Source organism: Polaribacter dokdonensis (assembly GCF_024362345.1).
GTDB lineage: Bacteria > Bacteroidota > Bacteroidia > Flavobacteriales > Flavobacteriaceae > Polaribacter > Polaribacter dokdonensis.
In genome coordinates, this window is the sequence record NZ_CP101505.1 from 1,922,607 (window position 1) to 1,940,199 (window position 17,593).

At 30.4% G+C, this 17,593-nt stretch carries 16 protein-coding genes; 3 read left to right on the forward strand and 13 right to left on the reverse strand.

From position 1 onward, the window contains the following. Positions 1–6: 6 nt before the first annotated feature. Both LPB302_RS08465 and LPB302_RS08470 read left to right on the forward strand, forming a co-directional pair. Positions 7–912: a PorP/SprF family type IX secretion system membrane protein gene (locus LPB302_RS08465; RefSeq protein WP_074613505.1), complete on the forward strand. Its 906-nt coding sequence runs from the start codon at positions 7–9 to the stop codon at positions 910–912. A gap of 9 nt (positions 913–921) precedes the next feature. Next, positions 922–2,505: an OmpA family protein gene (locus LPB302_RS08470; protein WP_053973957.1), complete on the forward strand. Its 1,584-nt coding sequence runs from the start codon at positions 922–924 to the stop codon at positions 2,503–2,505. On the opposite strand, the gene LPB302_RS08475 is transcribed toward LPB302_RS08470, so the two are convergent. The 11 genes from LPB302_RS08475 to LPB302_RS08525 all read right to left on the reverse strand — a co-directional run bounded on the left by LPB302_RS08475 (position 2,506) and on the right by LPB302_RS08525 (position 13,107). Then, a complete protein-coding gene (locus LPB302_RS08475) occupies positions 2,506–3,411 on the reverse strand; it encodes a hypothetical protein (RefSeq protein ID WP_053973956.1) in 906 nt (301 codons plus the stop codon). Between the two features lie 76 nt (positions 3,412–3,487). Next, complete coding sequence (locus tag LPB302_RS08480; protein WP_053973955.1) at positions 3,488–3,691, reverse strand: hypothetical protein; 204 nt, start codon at positions 3,689–3,691, stop codon at positions 3,488–3,490. 84 nt (positions 3,692–3,775) lie between these two features. Further along, complete coding sequence (gene sufD, locus LPB302_RS08485) at positions 3,776–5,089, reverse strand: Fe-S cluster assembly protein SufD (protein WP_053973954.1); 1,314 nt, start codon at positions 5,087–5,089, stop codon at positions 3,776–3,778. Positions 5,090–5,143: 54 nt separating this feature from the next. Further along, positions 5,144–5,893: a Fe-S cluster assembly ATPase SufC gene (gene sufC / locus LPB302_RS08490; protein ID WP_053973953.1), complete on the reverse strand. Its 750-nt coding sequence runs from the start codon at positions 5,891–5,893 to the stop codon at positions 5,144–5,146. Positions 5,894–5,911: 18 nt separating this feature from the next. Beyond that, complete coding sequence (locus tag LPB302_RS08495; protein ID WP_053973952.1) at positions 5,912–6,766, reverse strand: N-acyl homoserine lactonase family protein; 855 nt, start codon at positions 6,764–6,766, stop codon at positions 5,912–5,914. A gap of 28 nt (positions 6,767–6,794) precedes the next feature. Then, positions 6,795–8,243 (reverse strand): Fe-S cluster assembly protein SufB, encoded by a 1,449-nt coding sequence (gene sufB / locus LPB302_RS08500; protein WP_053973951.1) that lies wholly within the window; start codon positions 8,241–8,243, stop codon positions 6,795–6,797. Positions 8,244–8,255: 12 nt separating this feature from the next. Beyond that, complete coding sequence (locus tag LPB302_RS08505; protein WP_053973950.1) at positions 8,256–8,585, reverse strand: HesB/IscA family protein; 330 nt, start codon at positions 8,583–8,585, stop codon at positions 8,256–8,258. A gap of 106 nt (positions 8,586–8,691) precedes the next feature. After that, a complete protein-coding gene (locus LPB302_RS08510; RefSeq protein WP_053973949.1) occupies positions 8,692–9,708 on the reverse strand; it encodes a cytochrome-c peroxidase in 1,017 nt (338 codons plus the stop codon). A gap of 55 nt (positions 9,709–9,763) precedes the next feature. Beyond that, on the reverse strand, positions 9,764–10,516 hold the full coding sequence (locus LPB302_RS08515) for an MbnP family protein (protein ID WP_053973948.1): 753 nt from the start codon (positions 10,514–10,516) through the stop codon (positions 9,764–9,766). Positions 10,517–10,520: 4 nt separating this feature from the next. Next, a complete protein-coding gene (locus LPB302_RS08520) occupies positions 10,521–11,843 on the reverse strand; it encodes a hypothetical protein (protein ID WP_053973947.1) in 1,323 nt (440 codons plus the stop codon). Positions 11,844–11,850: 7 nt separating this feature from the next. Beyond that, complete coding sequence (locus LPB302_RS08525) at positions 11,851–13,107, reverse strand: choice-of-anchor B family protein (protein WP_053973946.1); 1,257 nt, start codon at positions 13,105–13,107, stop codon at positions 11,851–11,853. Between the two features lie 161 nt (positions 13,108–13,268). Between LPB302_RS08525 and thiL the strand changes: the two genes are divergently transcribed. Beyond that, complete coding sequence (gene thiL, locus LPB302_RS08530) at positions 13,269–14,312, forward strand: thiamine-phosphate kinase (protein ID WP_053973945.1); 1,044 nt, start codon at positions 13,269–13,271, stop codon at positions 14,310–14,312. Positions 14,313–14,314: 2 nt separating this feature from the next. On the opposite strand, the gene LPB302_RS08535 is transcribed toward thiL, so the two are convergent. Together LPB302_RS08535 and LPB302_RS08540 are read right to left on the reverse strand one after the other, a co-directional pair. Further along, positions 14,315–16,666, reverse strand: coding sequence for an Ig-like domain-containing protein (locus LPB302_RS08535; protein WP_053973944.1), 2,352 nt, complete (start codon positions 16,664–16,666; stop codon positions 14,315–14,317). 94 nt (positions 16,667–16,760) lie between these two features. Next, positions 16,761–17,534 carry a response regulator transcription factor gene (locus LPB302_RS08540; RefSeq protein WP_053973943.1) on the reverse strand — a complete coding sequence of 258 codons (774 nt, stop codon included), beginning with the start codon at positions 17,532–17,534 and terminating at the stop codon, positions 16,761–16,763. Positions 17,535–17,593 lie beyond the last annotated feature (59 nt).

Below are 17,593 nucleotides of genomic sequence, written 5' to 3' on the forward strand. Positions count from 1 at the left end.
AAGCATATGAAAAGCATTAAATATATAATTAGTTGTACTCTTTTATTGATTACACTATCAATTCATGGTCAGCAAGACCCACTTTATACGCAATACAATTATAACATGAATGTTATAAACCCTGCTTATGCTGGGTCTAAAGGTGTGTTAAGTGTAGGTATTTTAGGTAGATCTCAATGGGTAGGTATAGAAGGCAGCCCAAGAACATTAACTTTAGCAGCACACTCACCTGTTGGTAAAAATGTTGGTTTAGGACTTTCTGTTATTGCAGATAGAGTTGGGCCAGTTAGAGAAACTAATATTTTTGGAGATTTCTCTTTCACCATAGTTACATCAGAAAACAGCAGGCTAGCTTTAGGTTTAAAAGCAGGGGTTACCTCTTTGCAAGTAAATACGTTAACAGCTAACAATAATAACGATCCATTAAATGTGCCTATAGATAGAACTGCACCAAATTTTGGAACAGGTGCCTACTTTTATACTGATAAATTTTATGCAGGATTCTCAATTCCAAACCTATTAAAAACAAGGTACTTAGAAAAATCTGCAGGAGTTGTTTCAACTGCATCAGAAGAGATGCATTATTTTATAACCTCTGGGTATGTGTTTGATATTTACGAAGACCTAAAACTAAAACCTTCTACTATGATTAGAGGTGTTAAAAACGCCCCTTTATCTGTAGACATTTCTGCCAATTTACTTTGGCAAGAGAAGTTTGAGTTTGGTTTATCATATAGATTTAATAAATCATTTTCTGGTGTAATTGGCTTTTTGTTAAATGAAGATATGAGAATAGGATACTCTTATGATCAAAGTGTTGGAAACTTTGGAAACTTCAACTTTGGGTCTCATGAGTTAATGCTTCTTATCGATTTTAACAGAAGAAATTTAAAAAGCCCAAGATTCTTTTAAACTTAAATTATGAAAAAAATTCTACTACCATTTCTTTTCTTAACCTTAAGTCTATTTGCTCAAGAAGAGAATTATACCATCAAAAATTTAGCCATTAACAAAAAATACCAAGATTTTGGTGTTAGTTTTTATAATGATACAACAGCCGTTTTTGCTTCTGCAAGAAAATCTGTTTTTATGAAGCGAGTTTGGTCTGGAAACCACGAACCTTTTCTAAGATTATATCAAGGAACTATTTCTGCTGATGGAGAAATTGTAAATCCAACCAAATTTGGTCATCAATTAGATACAAAATACCATGAATCTAATTTAACATTCTCTAACGATTTAAAAACCGTTTATTTTGATAGAAACAACTACTTTCATAAAGAGTATAGAACCAACGAAGAAGGCGTAAATTTAATACAGATTTACAAAGCTACCATTAATGAAGAAGGTAAATGGGTGGCTGTAGAAAGATTGCCTTTTAATAGCGATGAATTTAGCTCTGGACACCCAATTTTAAATGCAGACAATACCAAACTTTATTTTATTTCAGACAGACCAGATTCTTATGGAGAAACAGATATTTATGTAGTAGATATTAAAGGAGATGGTTCTTATGGTGAACCTAAAAATTTAGGAACTTCTGTAAACACGTCTAAGAAAGAAATGTTTCCTTTTGTAGATGATAATAATATGCTTTATTTTTCTTCTAATGGATATACTTCAGGCAAAGGTGGTTTAGATATTTATGCAACTAAATTAAATAAACAAGGTGATTATTATAAGCCACAAAACCTAGGTTTTCCTATCAACAGTAATAAAGATGATTTTGCGCTTGTAAAACAGAAAGGTAAAAATACTGGCTATTTTTCTTCTAATAGAGAAGGTGGTAAAGGAGATGATGATATTTATGCAATAACAGAAATTACTGCTCCGTTTTTTGAATGTAAAGAAACCATAAAAGGTATTGTTTTAAATAGTAAAAACAACAATAGCATAGCTAAAGCAGAAGTTAAATTATACTATAACAACAAAGAATTAGCAGCTGTAATTACAGATATGCAAGGAAGATTTACGTTTAACCTAGATTGTGAGCTAAATTATAAACTAGAGGCTTCTAAAGAGAATTTTCATCAAACATTTAAAGAAGTTAGTACATCAAAAGCAAATTTTATAGAAGTTGATTTAGAATTAGAACCTATTAAAAATGATCATTTTATTACAGTAAGAGATCAAGTAATGTTAAACATACCTCCTATTTATTTTGATTTAGCTAAAGCTACCATTAAAGAAACTTCTGCTAAAGAATTACAAATGGTGGTAGATTTAATGAATAAATATCCTGAAATTATTGTTCAAATTAGAGCACATTCAGATAGTAGAGGAAATGATAATTTTAACCTACGCCTTTCAGACAGAAGAGCAAAAGCAACAGTAAACTGGATTTTAGACAAAGGAATTGCCAAAAATAGAATTTTTGGAATCGGTTTTGGAGAAGAAGATATCATCAACGAATGTACTAATGGAGTAACATGTTCAGAAGAAAAGCACTTACAGAATAGACGAACTGAATTCGTTATTCTAAACCCGTTTACAGTAGGTAAATAATTAATCTAACTTTTTATTTCTCTTAAACCAACTGTAGTTATAATAGGTAAAACCTGTAAAATTTAGGTGTTCAGCTATTTTTACATCATTTTTTTCTAATTCTGCATGGAAAGTTTCTTCTGCCTCCTGAAATTTATGGTTTCTTAACCATTTTCCCATAAAGTTATTCTCATGAGAAAATAAGATAGATACTTCTATGTGAGAATGTATGGCATCTAAATGATTCAGTCTATCTTTTACATACATATAACTGTACTTTGGGTCTCTAACATAATCATGTATTAAAAGCTTATCTACATGAGAACTAATTTCATCTACCTCATCTCTTGTATATTTACCAACATAAGCTTCAGTTTTAATGTCTAAATTATCTTTTTTAGCGAGCTCTTTCATAGTCTTTAAAGAACTAATAAAATAACCGAAAGAATTTTCTCTATTGCACTTTAACTGCTCATTCTTTAAGTAAGTTTCACAATAATAACCATTATCTAAAGACTCTTCTTTATTCCAATATTCATACTCAATATTATAAATATCAAAACGTTCTAATTCAATTTCTCTAGATTTATTATATGGGTGAATAGCTTTTATAAAAAAGTCTCCTGTTTCACCAGACGCACTTACACTTGTAACACCATAATGTTTCTTTGCTTTACAGATAAAATCTGCCAATATTTGATTTTGAGATGCATCTCCTAAAGGAAATCGTTTATGTACTTTATGCAAATCATATAAAATAAGTTCATCTATGTCATTAGCCTCTACAAACTCAAAAAGTTCTTGCTCTAAATGGTATGTACCCAATATGTTTGCAAAATTATCTACATACATTTTTCTTTCTTGACCAAAAATACTCACCACAAATAGAAGGCAAATAACAGAGAATAAGTGCTTTAATTTTATCATAAACCAAAGATAAGCAATAATTGCAAAAAAAAACCACTCAATAAATGAGTGGTTTTATATTATATAATTTAAGTTTTTAACTTTTACCCTTTACTAAGCTTAAGACAACTGCTACTATTCCTAAACCTATTATAATAAAAGAGTTAGTATTGTCTTGTGCTTCTACCAAGCTAACATCGCCAATAGCTACTTTAGTTTCTGGTATTACCATTGTATAAATTCCGTAAGCTAATAAGATTACACCTACAATTAGTAATACTGTTTTGATTGTCTTGTTCATAATTTGGTTGTTTAATGTAAGTTACGAATTTAGCAAATAAAATAAATTCAAAATAACGCAATCGAAATTATGATTAACGCTTACCTACAAATCAAAACCAATATTTACATTTAGTTTATTGGCAATAAGCTTTGTTATTCTTGATTTTACTTCAGGAATTTTTACACTTTCTAAAACTGTATTTGCAAACGCAAACATTAATAAACCTCTACCCTCTTTTTTAGGAATTCCTCTTTGTTGCATGTAAAATAAGGCATCATCATCTAACTGACCAATTGTACAACCATGAGAACACTTTACATCATCAGCAAAAATTTCTAACTGAGGCTTTGCATTTATGGTTGCTTTATCACTTACTAAAACATTGTTGTTTTGCTGATAAGCATTGGTTTTCTGAGCCTCTTTTTCTACAATTACTTTACCATTAAAAACTCCTGTAGAACGTTCATCATAAATACCCTTATAATCTTGATGCGATTCACAATTAGGCTCTATATGATGCACTAAAGTATGATGATCTACATGTTGTTTCCCTTCAATAATTGTAATTCCTTTTAAAATGGAATCTATATGTTCTCCATTTTGATAAAAATTTAAATTATTTCTGGTGATGTTACCTCCAAAAGAAAATGTATGTACAGAAACTACACTATTCGATTTTTGATCTACATAAGTATTGTCTACCAAAGATGCATTTGTATTATCATTCTGAATCTTATAATAATCTACAGTTGCACTTTTAGCTGCAAAAACTTCGGTTACAACATTAGAAAGAACTGCATTAGAAGTTAAACTTTGATGACGTTCTATAATTTGTACATGCGAATTTTCTTCAACTACAATTAAATTTCTTGGCTGAATCATTGTTGCTGGTTCAGAACCAGTAGTAAAATTAATTATCTGAATTGGCTTTTGAACTTCTATATTTCTAGGAATATGTATATAAGCACCTTCTGATGCAAAAGCTGTATTTAAACTTGTTAAATTATCTTGCTTTGCAACTTTATTAAAATACGTTTCTATAACAGATTTGTATTTTGGTTTGTTTAATGCAGAAGACATTAAGCAAACATCAAAATTTTCGTGAGTTGTGGCAGATAAAAAAGAGCTGTATTTACCATCTATAAACACAACTTTGTAAGTGTCTATATCATGAATGAAATACTTTTTAACATCTGCTAATTCTACAGCTTTTTCTCTGTCAGGAAAAATACTATAGTCGTTTTTTAAAAGTGAGTTTAAAGATGTGTATTTCCAAGCTTCCAACTTTTTGGTTGGGAAACCTAGCTTATCAAAGTTTTCTAAGGCTTTAGAACGTATGTCATGAACTGCTGAATTCATATCTACATTATCTTCAAAAGCTACATAAGAAGAAAGTAATTTATCTTTTAATTCCATTTTATATTGTTTGAAAGTTAAAATTACAAAGGCTATTAAAAATAGCTATTGAATTTAAACTAGTTCCTTTTTAATCCAATCATACCCTTTTGCTTCTAATTCTAAAGCAAGAGATGCATCACCTGTTTTTACAATTTTACCATCGTGTAAAACGTGTACAAAATCTGGAACTATGTAATCTAAAAGTCTTTGGTAATGTGTAATTACAATTACTGCATTGTCTTTAGACTTTAATTTATTTACACCATTAGCAACAATTCTTAAAGCATCAATATCTAAACCTGAATCAGTTTCATCTAAGATAGCTAATTTTGGCTCTAACATTGCCATTTGAAAAATCTCGTTACGTTTTTTCTCACCACCAGAAAAACCTTCGTTTAAAGAACGAGATAAAAACTTACGATCAATTTCTAACAACTCAGACTTTTCACGAATTTTCTTAAGCATATCTTTAGCAGGCATATCTTCTAAGCCTTTTGCTTTTCTTGTTTCGTTAATGGCTGTTTTAATAAAGTTTGTTACAGAAACACCAGGAATTTCTACAGGATATTGGAAAGATAGAAATACCCCATTATGTGCTCTTTCTTCAGGAGCTAACTCACTAATGTCTTCGCCATTTAATTCTATACTACCATTAGTAACTTCATAATCTTCTTTACCTGCAACAATGTTTGCTAAAGTACTTTTACCTGCACCATTAGGCCCCATAATTGCATGAACTTCACCAGCTTTTACTTCTAGGTTTAATCCTTTTAAGATAGATTTTTCATCTATTGCTGCGTGTAAATTGTTAATTTTTAACATGTTTTCTACTCTTTAGTTTTAAGCTTTTGGCTCTATGCTATTTAATAATTTTTCTAATTTTTCGTAATCTTTTGGAGAATGCTGTATAATTACTTCTGCATTTTCTTCTTCTGCAAATTCTTCAAATGCCTCCATACTTTTTATAGTTTGTGGTGCATTATAATTAAATGATGGTACTCTTTTATATGTTCTATTTTCTTCAAAATGATACAAATCTCCAGTTAATAATATTGGCTTTTCTAAACCAGTAACATTAACCAATAATACTTGATGCCCAATTGTATGACCAGGCATTGCTTTTATAATTACTGTACCATCTGCAAAAACATCATAATCTCCATATAATTTTTGCACTTTAGATAGGTTCTTAAAAGCTTCATTTTTCACTTTTACAGTATCTCCAAGTGTAACATTAAACTCATCATTCTGAATTAATAATGTTGCATCTTCCATATAACTTGCATGACCTGAATGATCAAAATGCGAGTGAGACATTGCAAAATAATTGAAATCTTCTACTTTAAAACCTATTGACTTTAACTGATTTTTTAATGAATCTTGTCTTTGTATTCTATATACTCCACTTGGCTCATCATAAGGTTCAGGCACTACCAATTGTTCAGGTAAACCTGCATCCCACATTAAATTTCCTTTTGGATGTGAGATTACATAATAGCTGTCTGTAAATTGTTTTTGCTGACCTGTATAGGTTGTATCTTGAGAAAAAACCTCTAGCTTTTTCACCAAAATTGAACCTCCTTTTAATTGATATAATTTTACTTCTGGAACAACAGGTGATTGTGCTTCTTTCTTTTCAGCATTTTTGCAACTTACAATACTAAGTGCTACTAGTAAATAGAATAGGTTTTTCATTAATTTGGTTTACGTTGATTTTTTACTGTTATCCTACAGAACCTTCTAAAGAAATTTCTAATAATTTCTGAGCTTCTACAGCAAACTCCATAGGTAGTTTGTTAAGTACTTCTTTACTAAAACCATTTACAATTAATGCAATTGCTTTTTCTGTATCTATACCTCTTTGATTACAATAGAACAATTGATCTTCACCAATTTTACTAGTTGTAGCCTCATGCTCTATTTGTGCTGATTTATTCTTTGCTTCTATGTAAGGAAAAGTGTGTGCACCACAAGCATTCCCCATTAAAAGAGAATCACATTGTGAAAAATTACGTGCATTTTCTGCCCTAGAATTTATTTGTACTAAACCTCTATATGAATTTTGAGATTGACCAGCTGAAATTCCTTTAGAAATAATAGTAGACTTGGTGTTTTTACCTAAGTGTATCATTTTTGTACCAGTATCTGCTTGCTGAAAGTGATTGGTAACTGCTATTGAGTAAAACTCTCCCACTGAATTATTACCTTTTAAAATACAAGAAGGATATTTCCAAGTTACTGCAGAACCTGTTTCTACTTGTGTCCAAGAAATCTTTGCGTTTGTTTCACATAAACCTCTTTTAGTTACAAAGTTAAAAACCCCACCTTTTCCATTTTCATCTCCTGGAAACCAGTTCTGAACAGTAGAATATTTAATTTCTGCATCATCCATAGCAATTAATTCTACAACTGCTGCATGTAGTTGATTTTCATCTCTTTGAGGAGCTGTACAGCCTTCTAAATAAGAAACATAACTACCTTTATCTGCAACTACTAAAGTTCTTTCGAACTGACCTGTACCTCCTTCATTTATTCTAAAGTAAGTTGATAATTCCATTGGACATTTAACACCCTTTGGTATGTAACAAAAAGATCCATCAGAGAAAACAGCTGAATTAAGTGCCGCATAAAAGTTATCTGATGTTGGCACAACTGTACCTAAATATTTTTTTACCAATTCTGGATGTTCTTGAATAGCTTCTGAAATTGGCATAAAAATAATACCTTTTTCACCTAGTGTTTTCTTAAAAGTTGTTGCTACAGAAACAGAGTCCATAACAATATCTACTGCAACATTGGCTAGCTTTTTTTGCTCATCTAAAGAAATACCTAATTTCTTAAAAGTCTCTAATAAATCTGGATCTACCTCATCTAAAGAATTTAATTTAGGTTTCTTTTTAGGTGCAGAATAGTAAGCAATTTCTTGAAAATCTGGTTTAGGATATTTAACATTTGCCCAATCTGGCTCTGTCATTTTTTCCCAAACTCTAAATGCTTCAAGTCTCCATTCAGTCATCCATTCTGGTTCGTTTTTCTTTTTAGAAATTGCACGAACAACATCTTCATTTAAACCTTTGGCAAACGTTTCACTTTCTATATCTGTATAAAAACCATACTCATACTCCTTGGTTTTTAATTCTTGTTCTAAATCTTCTTCTGTATACTTTGACATGATTGTCTAATTTTAAAGTGAAAATGATTCTCCACAACCACAAGTTCTATTTGCGTTTGGATTATTAAACACAAAGCCTTTACCATTTAAACCTCCAGAATATTCTAGAGTGGTTCCTACTAAATATAAAAAGCTCTTTTTATCGACAACGATTTTTACATCATTCTCTTCAAAAACCTTATCGTTTTCTTGTTGGCTATTATCGAAAGTTAAATCATAAGATAAGCCTGAACAACCTCCACTCTTTACCCCAACTCTCACAAAATCTTTTGTAGAGTCAAAGCCATCATCTGTCATCAATTCAATGACTTTTCTCTTTGCTGTGTCTGAAACTTTTATCATAATTTTAAATAGATTAAATCTAAATTGTCTGCAAATATACGACATAAGTCGCAGAAAAAACACAAACTTTCATTATGAAACCTAATGTTATGATTGGTTTTATTGATTAGTTTTTGAAAGCAGGATTATTGATAAATTCTTCATCTGTAAGTGTTAATAAAAAAGCTTTTAAATCGGCTTTGTCTTGATCGCTTAAACCTACTCCACCATCATTTACTTTCTTCATTAGTGGATCTATGGTTTCTGAGAATTGTAATCCTTCTGAGTAATGATTGATGACCTCTTCTAAGGTAGAAAAACGACCATCATGCATATATGGTGCTGTAAATGTTAGGTTTCTTAAAGATGGAGATCTAAATTTACCATTATCTGCAGGATCTCCAGAAATGGCTCCTAAACCTAAATCTGTAAAGGATTCATCTAACCCATTGTTATGAAATTGGTTGTCTGTCCAAAGTGGATTATTGTTACTTCCATGACAATGAAAACAATCTCCTTTTTCTTCGCTCATAAAAACGTTAAATCCATTTTCTTCGGATACTGTTAAACTTGCTTCACCCAATAAATATTTATCGAATTTAGAATTTGCAGAAATAATAGTTCTCATAAATTGAGCCACTGCTTTTGCTACTAAATCTCCACTAATTTCTGAAGTACCAAATGCAAGTTGAAACAAATCTGGATAACGATCATGTTCATTTAATCTTTTGGTGATTTCTTTTAAATCCCCATGCATTTCTATGGGATTTACAATAGGTTCAATAACCTGATTTTCTAGTCCAAATTCTTTTCCATCCCAAGCAAAACGTTCATCAAAATTCCAAGCTAAATTAAATAAGGGCATCGAATTTCTTGAGCCTAAACTACCATCTGCACCTTCGCTAAATTGTGAACTATCAGAAAACGCTTCTTGTAATTTATGGCAATGTGCACAAGATTGTGTTTGATTTCCAGATAAAATTCGATCTGAAAATAGTTTTTTTCCTAAAGCTACACCCTCTTCTGTAAGAGGATTATCTGCAGGTATAATTGGAGCTATCAATTTATCTGCAAATAATTCAGGTATTTCTAAATTATAGGCAACAGGAATATACACATCATCTTCTTTAGATGAGCAACTCATCAAGAAAAATAAAAAAAATATGCATAAACCTAAATATTTCATCTTATCAAAAATATTAATTGCTAGTAATTTCACCTAATGAAAATACAGATTGACCATTTGCGTTCATTAGAATTTGAGCGTCGAAATTTGGCATTAGAACAGTGTTTAATTCATTTAAATTCCAAGTATTAGGATTTTTAAACCATTCTGCAATATTCATTTTAATTTCGATAGTTGCGTTTTCTGTAATTTCAATATCACCTAAATCAACTTCAAAAGAAGTGTCTTGTAAAATTACATTGTCTGGATCTGTAATATCTGCAGCTCTAATTGCATGATAATTAAAGTTTGCATCTGCATTATTAACGTCTTTATATTTACCATCAAACTGCATGTAATGATAACCACCACCTAGCATTTCTGGCACATTAAAAGAAGTCGAATTTAAATCTGCATACACTCCATCTAAATTGTCTTCATCTCTAAAACCAAATGTAAAACTCAATGATTTTGATCCTTTAGTAATACCCTCTAAACTAATTTCTGAACCTATGTTTTCGCCAATGTTTATAAGTTGATATTCTTTTTCTACTCCACCAATTACCACATTTGAAACTACATATCTTAATCTTTCTATGCTTATTAAATCGCCATTTTCATTGGTAAAATTAAATTGATTAAAATCTGATGCAGAAATTGCTGTTCCATCCCAATTCTGAGTAAATTTTAAGGTAATATTTACGGTTTCTATATTTACATCATTATCTTCAGAGCAGCCTAAAAAGGCCAAACAAAAAATGAGTAAAGTGTATTTTATTTTTTTCATAGGGTTATTTAATATTTATGATTAATCCGTCTGAAAAACCTTTATTTTCAGGGATATCTGCATCTGAGCTACTACTTTCTCCTACAGCAACAACATGCTGATTTGCAAGTTCTACAGCATCGAATAATAATTCGTTTTCTGCACCACCAATAAACTGCTGCCAAAGCAAAGAGCCATTATTATCTACTTTTAAAACCCAACCATCATTTTGACCTTTATTGATAAAACCTTCATCTAAACTTCTTGAATTCCCTGAGATTACAAAACCACCATCTTGTGTTTTAGAAATAGATCTTGCAACATCGAAACTAGAACCTCCTAAAGTTTTTTGCCAGAGTAAATTACCTTCAGTTGTAATTTTTATCATCCATAAATCTGCACCTCCATTATTGGTAGATACGTCTTTATCTGTGCTTCTAGTATCACCAACCACTATAAAGTTACCATCATTTGTACTTGTAATTCCTCTAGGTTCATCAATTTCAGAACCGCCAAAACTTTGCTCCCAAACCAAATCTCCATTAGAAGAAACTTTAAAAAGCCAAAAGTCATAAGTTCCTTTATTGTTGCTAATGTTAAAATCTTCGCTATCTGAAGAGGCTGCAATTATATAATTGTTATCATTAGTTTCTATGACTCCAAAAGGTGTGTCTGTAAAAGAGCCACCAAAATATCTGCTCCAAACTAAATCTCCATTATTATTCAATTTAATTACCCAAACATCTCCACCTGCATGTTTTTCTGTAGTCTTAGAATTACCTTGACCATTTGATGCTGTTACATCTAAAACACCTGTAATTAAAAAGCCTTCATCTGCAGTTTGAATAAGTGAATTACCTGAATCTGCTCCTGAAAATCCAAAAGTTTTTTCCCACGAAATTGTACCATCAAATGTGGTTTTAATCATCCAAAAATCTTGAGCTCCTGCATTTTCATCCACATCAAAATCAGAACTTTTACTAAAACCAAAGAGCGCAAAACCACCATCTTTGGTAGCAATTAAATCTGCTGCTCTGTCATCATCTGAACCACCATAAGTTTTACTCCAAAGCAAAACGTGATCTGATGAGAATTTCATCAACAAAAAATCGAAACTTTCATTGGTTTTATCTGAGATATCGAAATCGTTACTTTGTGTGTAACCTAAAACTGCATAACCACCATCTAAAGTGGGTACTACAGATTGATAAACATCATTTTTAGAGCCTCCAAAAGTTTGTGCAGTGACTTCTTTGGTTACACTTATTGAAGAAAAACCTTCTCTAATTTCTGGATCTGAACATTGAAAAAAAAGAAAAAGAGTTGCTAAGTAGCAGATTTTTTTCATTCAGTATTTATTCTGATTTTTTAATTAAAAACAATCCGTTTTCAATATCACTAACTACAATTACACCGCTTTCAAAATAAGGATACACATTCCAAACTCCATTAAAAGAAGCTAGATTACTACTTGGTCTTGTATCAAAAAAACCAGTTTCAGTCATTGTTTTATTTGCTATATCAGAAATATCTATCATTCTAACACCTGCTGTATAATTTGCCAGGTAAAATGTATCACCTTTAACATAACCATTATGATCTATAGCTGCTGTAGTTCCTTGATATTCGAAATGTAATTTTGGGTTATCTAAGTCTATAAAATCGAAAACAACAGTTCTTGTAAAGCCTCCATTTCTAAGTTCATCTAACTCATCTCCTAAAAGAAAATAACTCATGTCTTCTGTAAACCAACCTTGATGTGTATACTCTACATTGGTATAACTTATGGCTGATAATCTTCTTGGATTCCTTTTATCAGAAACATCTACAATTACCACTTCTGTTTCATTACTACCAATTAAAATCTCTTTACCTACATGCTCTGTATCTGGACCATTATAGGTTACTACTTGTGCATCATGAGAATAGTTAAGAAAACCACCTTCGTCTACAGGGTTTAATGGATCTTGAATATTAATGAATAATGGACCTCCTTGATAAGTTCCACTTCTACTTGTACCAACAGGATAAGCATAGCCTTCACTTTCATTAATTACAATATTGTGTGCACTTCCAAAATTGGTATATGTTGCATCTGCATCAAAAACAACTGGCGGATTTGCAACATCTCTTAATTTGGTTAAATCGAAAACCTGCATTCCATGATTAGAAGCTTCACTTACCACAAATGCATGATTGTTGTAAACTTTTACATCTCTCCAGTCGCTATTTACAGTTGCTGTTGGTAAAAAACCTAAAACAACTGGCGTTGTTGGCTCACTAATATCTATAAATGAAACTCCAGAATTTAAGCCCATTAATGCGTATTCTTTGTTTGTTGTTGCATCTGTCCAACCCCAAGAATCATTACCACTTAAGTTACTATTTGCTGTATTAGATAAATCTAAATCGTTTAAAGAAATTCTTGCTAATAAATCATAACCATTGCAAGGAAAATCGCCTGCCATTCCATTTTCACATTTAGTAATGTCATCATTTGTAGGATCTACTACATCTACTATTGGATCTGGATCTGGATTAGATGGTCCTAAATAATCATCAGAACAACTAAAAGAAATAAGAATTAGTAAAAACAGCGCTTTTTTAAACATAACAAGATTTTAAGTTGGTAGCAATAGTGCATATAAAACGATAAGTAATAAGTTGTTATTGCACAATTATTATACCAAAAATAGAATTTATAATTGAAACGAAATTAAAATCTCTGTTAAAGTAATTCCATCAATTTTAAGAATGTACCTATCTTTGCAGCATGCTAGAAGATAAAAATCAGAATAAAACGTCATTGGCTGAACTTGGTGAGTTTGGTTTAATAAATCATATTACAAAATACTTTAAAGTAAATCAGGCAACTACAGTAAAAGCAGTTGGTGATGATGCTGCTGTTTTAGAAGCTTCAGAACAGCAAACTCTAGTTACTACAGATTTACTAATTGAAGGTGTTCATTTTGATTTGAGCTATATGCCCTTAAAGCATTTAGGCTATAAATCTGTGATGGTAAATTTATCTGATGTATATGCAATGAACGGAACTGCAGAACAAATAACAGTTTCTATTGCTGTTTCTAACAGGTTTCCATTAGAAGCAATTGAAGAGTTATATGCAGGTATTCAGTTAGCTTGTGATACATATAAAATTGATTTAATTGGTGGTGATACAACATCATCTACCAAAGGAATTTTAATTTCGGTAACAGCAATTGGTAAAGCCAATAAAGAAGATGTTGTGTATAGAAATACAGCTAAAGAAACAGATTTAATAGTTGTTTCTGGAGATTTAGGTGCTGCCTATTTAGGATTACAAGTTCTAGAAAGAGAAAAACAAGTTTTTCAAGTAGACCCTAATAATCAACCAGATTTAGATAATTATACTTATTTAATTGAACGCCAATTAAAACCTGAAGCACGCAAAGATGTGGCTGGAATTTTAAAAGAACTAGAAGTAAAACCAACTGCTATGATTGACATTTCTGATGGTTTATCTTCAGAGCTTTTTCACATTTGTACTCAAAGTAAAGTGGGCTGTAAAATTTATGAAGACAAATTGCCTTTAGATCCACAAGTAATTTCTGCCTGCGAGGAGTTTGAGTTAGATTCTACTATGGTTGCTTTAAGTGGTGGTGAAGATTACGAACTTTTATTTACGGTACCAATCTCAGATTTTGACAAAATAAAAGGCAACCCGAACTTTTCTATTGTTGGTCATATTACAGCAGAAAATCAAGGATTGCAACTTATTACAAGAGCAAATCAAGAAATTGAGTTAAAGGCTCAGGGTTGGAATTCAGTAAATTAAAATTATTGTCTTTGTAAAATTACATCATCATCACCTGGATCATCAATTGAAATTAATTTTATGTTATTCATATCAATTATTTCGAGTGTAAAAGGATAAGGGTCAGTGCCATTATCAAAAATAAGTGTTAATGTTGTACCATTTAAATTCCAATCAAAAGGATCTGTTGACGTTTCAACCTTAACACTTTCTGCACCTAAATTCCATCCATTAGATGTGCATACTGAATTTGGATATTCTGTTATTTCATTAGTTTCTAATACAAAACCAGAATTACTATTAAAAGTAATTTTAGAACTTAAATATCTAATAATTTTATTAAACTGCCCATTACATTCTTCTCCAAACTTATCTATTTCTGTACCATCAATATCTGGAATTATCCATATTCCTAATAAATTAAAATTGATATTTGCACTAAACACTAATGGTGCATTTTCAATTACTGTTCCATCATCGTATTTAGCACTTACTTCAACAGTTTGTGTATTTGTACTTGCACCCAGTGTCCAATTAACTTGTGCTAAACCATTATTATTTGTTGTTGCAGAAGAACTACTTAAAGATCCATCTCCAGACGTAATTGAAAAATCTACAGTTCTACTACTAATTGGGTTTCCATCATTATTTACTAACCTAACAACCAAAGGGTTTTCTAAGACCTCATTTTCATCACCATTTTGATTATCGCCAGAAACTTTTTCTAAAGACAGTTCTAATTCTTTAGCAGTTGCTGTAAATATTAGAGGTGAACCCTCAATATCATCTCCTACACTATTTTTTACTGCAGCTTCTAGTTTTTGATTATTAGTGTTATTTCCTAAAGTCCAATCTACTTCCGCAAATCCTTCTGAGTTTGTTTTAATTGAACTAGCACTTAGAGTTCCTTCACCCTCTATGATTGTAAAAAAGACCTCTACATCAACAAGTCCAGAACCATCTTCATCTGTAACTTTAACAATGATAGGTTCTTCTAAAGTTTCATCTTGAATTGCATTTTGATTATCTCCAGAGATTTTTTCTAATGAAGATTCATCAAAGCCAATGATTAAATCTATACTTGTTTTTGCTTCAACATTTGTTTCTGCAAATATTACATCTAGAGAAAAATCTTGCTTTAAATCTGTTTTGTTGGTAAAAGTTGCTGAAAATTCTTCTACATTTCCAGATATATCAGAAACTTCAACATTGTCGGAGTTTGTAGCTATTGCTATACTAAATTGTGATAATTCATCTGCAAAAGTTTGTTCTTCATTATCATTAAAATCTGGAAAAGCTCCTAAACTATTGGCAAAGTTTTCATTCCAGAAATTTTTTAGAGACAAATATGCAGCTACAAAATCATTAACAAAATCTTCAGATGAATTTGCATCTTCAGCATCTAAAGTTCTTTTACTAGGTTTTATTTTAAACGTTACTTCAGTTTTATTTTCAATTTCATTATCGTTCTGATTTTTTGATTTGTTGAAAATTGAATTATTTGCTTTATCAAATACAACATCTAACAACTTATCTCTCCAAAATAAAGTAATATTTAAAGCTTCTTCTGCAACTTTTTTTGCTTTACTTACTAAAATACTTTGTTTACCTCTTATTAAACTAACTATTGCGTCTACTCCAACAATTATTGCTCCAATAACTGCAATTGTACCTCCTGCTTCAAGTAAAGTTACAGCTATAAATACTTTAGCTCCATAAGCAAAGTAACATTGTGGAGTATTACATAATTTACTTTGAGATTTTGGTGAGTATAAAATATCTTGTTGAGAAAGTAATGACTCAAGTTCATTAATCTCTAAAGAATTATTTTTAATAAATTTTGCTGCAATAATTTTATCTTCATCACCTAAACTGTTTAATTCAGAAATTGCTTTTTGAATATCATCTTTTGCTGACAGTAATTGTGGTGGAATGTTTCCTTGGCTAAATAAAGCAATAGTATTCTCTATATCTGTTTCGAAACTTCCTGCAAAACTTACAATTGTATTTTCTGGAGTATCTTGTAATATTGTTTTTGTTACATTAAATTCTAAACTATTAGAAGAGAAATCGACTTCCAATTGGTATGAACCTGACTCCATGTTTGGAGGAACCAAAAAATTTAATTTATTATTAGCTTTCTTTTTTAACACTATATCAAAATTTCCAAAAGTAGCATTGTAAAGTTCTTGATCTAAGGTAAAATCTGATACAATTATAGTTGCAATTTCTGTGTCATTCAAGTTTAATTTATTTGAAGTAATTTTTGCAATTACCTCATCAATTGGATCTAAAATTTCATCATCACTACTACTTCCACAACCGTTTAAAAAAATTAAAAAAAAAAGAGCTAAATACTTACAACTTATTTTCATGCTAAGATTTGATATTAAAAATTCAAATTTAGATGTTTAATAAAGTAATTAAAATACCCACTTTTAGGTATTTTTATATGCTAATTGTTTAATTTTAATAAAGTTGATTGTTTAAAAAATAAGTAACTAATTCTGAAGAACTCTTTAGCTTTAGCTTATTTAAAATATTTTTTCTGTGTGTATTTACAGTATGAATACTTATAGATAGTTTTTTTGCTATTTCTTTACTAGAATTATTTAAAGAAAGAAGTCTAATAATATCTTGTTCTCTAGAGGTTACTGAAGCAGATAAAAGTAGTTGAGAATAATTTTTATAAAACAATGTTTCATACTCATTATTATCATTTAAAATTTTGATGCTAGCAATAATAGGTTTTTTAACCTTCTCATCAATTACACTACAATGAGTAATACCAATAATTGGTTTTCCTTGATTATCAAAATAAATAGGTGTTTGGTGCTCTACAATATTTACATAATCATTATTACTGTTTTTCACACATATATTCCAAGTATAACTTAATCTAGGTCTTTCTTTCTTTTTAACTTTTGTCATTGTAAAATTCATCAATTCTTCTAACATAGATAAGAATACAGGCAAATTTTCTGGATTAAAATGAGAGAACCAATATTTTATACCTTCAGTTGTCATTTTTTCTGCACTTAAACCTAAGGTATGTTCAAAATTTTTACTTACAAACTCATAAGTCTGTTTGGATGTATTTGTAACTATAAAAAAAGATTGCATTGGAGGTAAATAAGCATCTAACTCTCTCAATTTTTGAATATGATCTGCTACAATAGTGCCATCATATTCTTTATAAGTCTCAAATACCTCTTTAAATAGATTGTATTTTTGATTCTGCATGTAAAATTTTGATAAAATTTATTTTTTAGATCTTCAAGATTTTGAAGCTTAAAAATACT